This is a genomic window from Sphingomonas montana, assembly GCF_001956315.1.
GTDB lineage: Bacteria > Pseudomonadota > Alphaproteobacteria > Sphingomonadales > Sphingomonadaceae > Sphingomonas_R > Sphingomonas_R montana.
In genome coordinates, this window is record NZ_MOLY01000019.1 from 40,658 (window position 1) to 47,355 (window position 6,698).

A 6,698-nucleotide genomic window follows, 5' to 3' on the forward strand; every position below is an offset into this window, starting at 1 on the left:
CATGCGCGCCATGCCTATCCAGAACGAGCGCCTGCTCGCGTTGATCGACTATGTCGAGGCCACGGAGCGCGACCGCATGGCGATCGTCACCGACGTCGCCGACTATCGCGGCCTGCGGGCCGACGGCGCGGACGTGGCGCGGATGCCCGGCGTCCGGGTCGATGCGCGGACCGACGACGATCCGGTCTGGCTCAGTGTCGATCGTCTCGCCCGCCACGCGCCGTCGCCGCCCGCCGAACCCGAACTGGCGCTGTGGATCGACCAGCCCGACGATGTCGACACCCGCCCCACCCTGCACGCCGCGCGGCCGGCGGCGGCGCTGCGCAAGGCCGGATTGGTCGCGACGGCGGACCTGCCGGCCGGCAACGCCCTGGTCCCGCTGGTGGATTATCCGCACCGCGAACGGCTCGTCGCCCGGCTGGCCGACCATATCCGCGAAACCTGGACCGGCTGGGCGCTGGAGGAAAAGCCGCGCCGGCGCGCGATCGCCTTCTACAACGCCCTGTTCGGCCTGCGTCAGGCGCTCGACGGCGGCGGCACCGCGCCCGTCGAACTGGTCTGGGGCATCGGCCCGGCGCGCTGGGCGCATCCGGCGGGGCGGCTGCACCATCCGCTGCTGTCCGTTGCGATGGACCTGACGATCGACCCCGTCACCCACGCCATCCTGCTCCGCCCGCGCAGCGCGACCCCGCCCGGGATCGAATCCGATCCGCTCGATGCGCTGGAACTGCCCGGCGTCGATCAGTGGCGGCGCACGACGCAGGCCACGCTCGACGCGCTGGCCGCGGACGAAGATCGCGACGGCCTGAACCCGTTCGACCCGGACGGTTTCGCGCCGATCCTGCGCCATGCGACGGCATTGTTCGATGCCGACGGTCTTTATCTGCCGGAACGCGACGGGATGACGCCGCCGGCCCCTACCGTCCTGACGGTCGGCGGCGGCTGGATGCTGTTCGAACGGACCCGCCGCGCGACCATGTTGATGGACGATCTTCGCGCGTTCCGGACGTTGGTCGCCAACCCGGACGACCCGGCCGACATCCCGCCCGCCGTCCGCGCGCTGCTGACCGATCCGGATACCGCATTGCCGGCGGCGGCGCGGCCCATCTATCGCGGCGTCTCGACCGTCCCCGGCGTCACCAGTTCGGACGGGTCGGGCGACGACCTGTTCTTCCCGAAACCGTTCAACCGCGAACAGGTGGAGGTGATCCAGCAGCTCGCCACCCGCCCCGGCGTGGTGGTGCAGGGGCCGCCCGGCACCGGCAAGACACACAGCATCGCCAATATCGTCAGCCATTATCTGGCGCTCGGCAAGCGCGTGCTCGTCACCTCGCAAAAGGCGCCCGCACTCAAGGTGTTGCGCGCCCAACTGCCCGCCGCGGTCCGCCCGCTGGCGGTCAGCCTGCTCGAAAGCGACCGCGACGGCCTGCGCCAGTTCCAGGAATCGGTCGATATCATCGCCGAACGGCTGCAACGCATTCGCCCCGCCGAAAACGCCGCCCAGGTGGCGGCGATCGACGCGACCATCGACCGCCTCCACCGCGGGCTGGCGCAGGTCGACGCGCAGGTGGCCGATATCGGCCGTGCCGCCACCGCCGCGGTTACCATCGACGGCGCGACGATCGACCCCGCCACCGCCGCGCGCGAACAGATGGCCGATCGGGCGCTTGCCGCCTGGCTGCCCGACCCGATCGACGTCATCCGATCGCACGAGGCGGGGTATGACGATGCCGACATCGTCGCGCTCCGCACCGCGCGCAAGGCGGTCGGCGCGCGGCTGGATGCGCTCGGCCTCGTCCTGCCCACCGCGTTGCCCGACGACGACGCGCTGCTGGCGCTGCACGATGCGCTGGCCCATGCGGAGGCGATCCGCCGCAGCACGCCCACCGTCGCCGCGCTCGCGCCCGACGCCACACCCGAACGGCTGGCCGACGCGGCACGGGACCTGGTCCGGCTGGCCGATCTGCGCCGCGACATCGCCGACGGGCCGCATGGCTGGACCGCCACCGTCCTGGCGGACCTGCGCCGCGGCCATGCGTCGGACGGACTGGTCGCCCTCGAAGGGCTGGTGGACGACATCGACCATGCGGTGGCGGAGGCCCGCCATTTCCTCACCCGTCCGGTCGACCTGCCCGACGGCGCGCTGGACGACGCGCCGTTGCGCGACCGCGTCACCGCGCTGGCGCAGGGGCACGAACCCGGTTTCCTGACCGGCCTGTTCGCACGTGCGCTCGGCGTGCGGGTCGCCGCGATCCGGCTGGTCGGCCACCCGCCCGCCGGCCCGTCCGACTGGGCGGAGGTCGACCGCCATCTGGCCGCCTGCGACGCCGTCCTGCGGCTGCGCGCCGCATGGAACAACGCCGCCGCGCACAGCCCGCTCGAACCGGTCGCCGCGACCGGGCTGGGGGTTGCCGAACCGATGCGCCGCCAGCTCGCGCGGATCGCGCTGCTCCGCACGCTGGTCGATCAGGAACGGCGGATCGATCCCGAACTGCGCGCGCTGGTGCCGGGCTGGCGCGGCAGCGTGATCCGGGACGATGCCGCAACCAGCGCCATCGCCGCCACCCTCGATCGGCATCGCCAGCGCCTCCGCCTGCTGACGGTCCAGGCCCGGCACCAGGCGTTGCGCGCGATGCTCGCCCCGGTCGGCGGCACGCTGGGCGATGGCCTGCGCGCCGCCGCCGAACGGGTCGGCAACCCGGATGCCGACGCCGACATGCTGCGGGCCGACTGGCGCGCGCTGCTCGCGGAACGCGATGCGCTGGCGGCGCTTGGGGCCCATTATGCCGCCATCGCCCGCGTTACCGATCTGATCGCGGAAAGCGGTGCGACGATCTGGGCCGATCGGCTGCGCAGCGATCCGGTGACCGGGGTCGATGATCCGCTCACCCCCGGCGACTGGCGCCACCGCTGGCGGCTGCGGCGGATCGCCACCTGGCTCACCCGCATTGACCGGCACGGCGCGCTGGCACAGGCCGGACAGCGCCGTACCGAACTCGAAGGGCAGCTGCGCCGTGCCTATGCGGAGTCGATCGAACTGCGCAGTTGGGGGCGCCTGGCCGAACAGGCGAGCGATCAGGTCCGCGCCGCGCTCGCCTCCTATGCACAGGCCATGCGCCGCATCGGCCGCGGCACCGGCATCAAGGCCGGCCGCTACCGCCACGATGCCCGCATCGCCGCGGACCGTGCCAAGGCCGCACTCCCCTGCTGGATCATGCCGCACTACCGCGTGTCGGAATCGCTGCCGGCCGAACTCGGGCTGTTCGATCTGGTGATCGTGGACGAGGCGTCGCAGTCCACGGTCGCCGCCCTCCCCGCTCTGCTCCGCGCCAAACAGGTGCTGATCGTCGGCGATGATCGCCAGGTGACGCCCGACGCCGGCTTCCGGGCGGAGGCGCGCATGAACGAGCTGGCGCAGCGCCATCTGGCGGGGCAGGTGCCGGACTATCGCGCGGTCCTGCGCGAGGAGAAATCGCTCTACGACCTCGGCACCGTCGTGTTCGCGGGCGGGGCGATCATGCTCAAGGAACATTTCCGCTGCGTCGCGCCCATCATCGAATATTCGAAGGCGCAGTTCTACAGCCACCAGCTCGTGCCCCTGCGGCTCCCCTCCGCCTCGCAGCGGCTCGATCCGCCGCTGATCGACATATTGGTCGAGGACGGCGTGCGGCGCGGCAAGACCAACCCGGCGGAGGTCGACTGCATCGTCGAGGAGATCGGCCGCATCGTCGCCGACCCGGCGATGGCCGGCCGCTCGATCGGCGTCACCACGCTGCTCGGCCATGAACAGGCCGCCGCGCTGTTCGCCGCGATCGAACGAACGCACGGCGTCGATATCATGCTGGCGCACGACATCCGGATCGGGGAACCCAGCGCCTTTCAGGGCGACGAACGCGACATCATGTTCGTGTCCATGGTGGCCGACCGCGGCAGCAGCGCGCTGTCTGGTGCGGCATACGACCAGCGGTTCAACGTCGCCGCTTCGCGCGCGCGCGACCGCATGATTCTGGTCCGCTCGGTCGAACCGGAGGACCTGAAGCCCGCCGACCAGCTACGCCGCGCCTTGATCGACCATTTCCGCGCACCGTTCGTCGCCGACCCTGCGGTGACGGAGGCGGCGCGCGACCGCTGCGAATCGGGCTTCGAACGCGAGATGTTCGACCTGATCGTCCAGCGCGGCTACCGCGTCGATACGCAGGTCCGCGTCGGTGCCGCGCGCATCGACATGGTGGTGGAAGGCGCGGACGACCGCCGGCTCGCGATCGAATGCGATGGCGACATGTGGCATGGCGCGGACCGCTGGCCCGACGACATGGCGCGCCAACGCATGCTCGAACGCGCCGGCTGGGCGGTCTGGCGCTGCTTCGCCAGCCGCTTCGTGCGGGACCGCGACGCCGCGATGGCCGATCTCGTCGCCACGCTCACCGCGCGCGACATCCATCCCGTCGCCCATGGGCAGGACCGCCCCGCCACCCGCCACACCGAACACCGCCGCTGGCGCCCCGGCGGCAACGAACCGGTCGAAGCGCCGGCGGCGGAGCATGTCCCCTACGCGCACCTCGTGCCGATGGAGGCGTTCTAACCCAGCCCCCTTCCCCAACCCGTCCATCCCGAGCGAAGTCGAGGGACCCGTCGAGCGCAGCCGAGACGAGCAACAGCGCCCCTCGGCTGCGCTCGGCATGGACGGGTCTTAAATGAGGGCCAATCTGACGTCGTCGCTCCGAGCCGAAATCCACCCGCACCTCCAAGGACAAAATGACAGCACCCCTTTCCGCCACCCCGCGTTAAACGCCCTGATGCCTCCCCGCCTCCTCCTCACCGGCCTCGCCAAGTCCGTCCCCGGCGGGCGCACCCTGTTCCAGGGCCTCGACCTCAGCGTCGGCCCCGGCGAACTCGTCGCGATCATGGGCGAATCCGGCGTCGGCAAGTCGACGCTGCTCAACATCGTCGCCGGCCTGGACAAACCCGACACCGGCACCGTCGCGGTCGAAGGCGCCGTCCTGTCCGCGATGGACGAAGCCGCCGCCACCCGCCTGCGCCGCGACCGCATCGGCTTCGTGTTCCAGGCGTTCCACATCCTGCCCTATCTCACGCTCCGCCAGAACGTCGCGCTGCCGCTGGCACTCGGCCGGACGCCTGCACGGACCGCTGCCGCGCGGGCCGATGCGATGCTCGATCTCGTCGGGCTGCCGACCCGCGGCGCGGACTATGCGCGCGACCTGTCGGGCGGCGAACTGCAACGCGTCGCCATCGCCCGCGCGCTCGTTCATGATCCCGCGCTGATCCTGGCGGACGAACCGACCGGCAACCTAGACCCCGAAACCGCGCACCGCATCCTCGCGCTGTTCGCCGATGCGGTGCGCAGCCGCGGCGCCGCCGCCGTCATCGTCACGCACAGCCTGGTCGCCGCCGCCGTCGCGGACCGCACGCTGCGGCTCACCGCCACCGGCCTCGTTCCCCATGCGGGCTGAGGCACGGTCGGGCGGCATCGCGCCGCCCCGCGCGCTGCGCTGGATGATCCTGGGCGAATGGCGCGCGCACCCGGCCCGCGTGGTCGTGGCGGCGCTGGCCATCGCGGTCGGCGTCGCACTCGGCTTCGCGGTTCACCTCATCAACGGCTCCGCGCTCGACGCATTCGGCCATGCGGTGCGCGCGGTGAACGGCGCGGCCGATCTCCAGGTTCGCGCCGCCACCCCCGCCGGGTTCGACGAACGGCTCTACCCGCGCATCGCGCTGCACCCCGGCATCGCGGACGCCAGCCCGGTCGTGCAATTGCCGGCGACCGCGGCCGGCGGGGGCCTCACCCTGCTGGGCCTGGACATCCTGCGCGCCGGCGCGGTCACCCCCGCGCTGATCGGACAGCCGCTGTCCGCCCGCGGCGGCACGCCGTTCGACATGGATGCGCTGTTCCTGTCGCGCGCCGCGCTCGCCGCGGTCGGCCGCCCGATCGGTGCGACCATTCCGGTCACTGCCGCCGGCCGCACCGCGCGCCTGCGCATCGCGGGCATCCTGCCCGGCGTGGAGGCGGGCCGCCGGATCGGCGTGGTCGACATCGCCGCCGCCCAGTGGCGCTTCGCGCGGACCGGCCGGATCGACCGGGTCGACCTGAAACTGGCGGAGGGGGCGGACGCCGCCGCCATCCGCCGTACCCTGTCCGCCACCTTGCCCGCCGTGGCGACGCTGGCCGATGCCGACAGCGACGCCGAACAGGGCGCGGCACTCAGCCGCGCCTATCGCGTCAACCTCGACATGCTGGCACTCGTCGCGCTGCTGACCGGCGGCTTTCTGGTCTATTCGGCACAGTCGCTGTCGGTCACCCGCCGGCTGCGCAGCTTCGCGCTGCTCCGCACGCTGGGCCTGCCGCGCGCCGGCATCGTCGTACAGGTCGCGATCGAGGGGCTGGTGGTGGGCCTCGCCGGCACTGCGCTCGGCCTTGCGCTCGGCTATGCACTGGCGTCGGTCGCGCTCACCCGGTTCGGGGGCGATCTCGGCGCGGGCTATTTCGGCGGCGTCGCGCCGGCGCTCGCCTTCGCGCCCGGCGCGGCGCTGCTGTTCGCGGGCCTCGGTCTTGCGGCGGCACTGGCGGGCAGCATCATTCCGGCCCGCGCCGCCGCCCGCGCCGCGCCCGCCGTGGCGCTGCGCAACGCCGGCGACGTCGTCGATCCGCGTGCCCCGGTCGCGTGGCGCGTGCCGCTGGC

Annotated in this window: 3 protein-coding genes; all 3 read left to right on the forward strand. The window is 72.6% G+C overall.

Annotation, left to right across the window (positions count from 1 at the left end; genetic code table 11):
• The first annotated feature begins 1 nt into the window (after position 1).
• Entirely contained in the window at positions 2-4,582 is a 4,581-nt protein-coding gene (locus BKY59_RS07350; protein ID WP_240500008.1) for an AAA domain-containing protein, read from the forward strand.
• Positions 4,583-4,796: 214 nt separating this feature from the next.
• Entirely contained in the window at positions 4,797-5,471 is a 675-nt protein-coding gene (locus BKY59_RS07355; RefSeq protein ID WP_076070196.1) for an ABC transporter ATP-binding protein, read from the forward strand.
• Positions 5,461-6,698, forward strand: a 1,238-nt coding sequence (locus BKY59_RS07360) for an ABC transporter permease (protein ID WP_129586259.1), incomplete at its 3' end; no start/stop codon positions are given. The genes BKY59_RS07355 and BKY59_RS07360, both read left to right, overlap by 11 nt.

Bases quoted from the DNA above. Each gene is read 5' to 3' on its own strand.
- BKY59_RS07350 (WP_240500008.1), top strand. From the start codon at position 2: ATGCGCGCCATGCCTATCCAGAACGAGCGCCTGCTCGCGTTGATCGAC.
- BKY59_RS07355 (WP_076070196.1), top strand. From the start codon at position 4,797: ATGCCTCCCCGCCTCCTCCTCACCGGCCTCGCCAAGTCCGTCCCCGGC.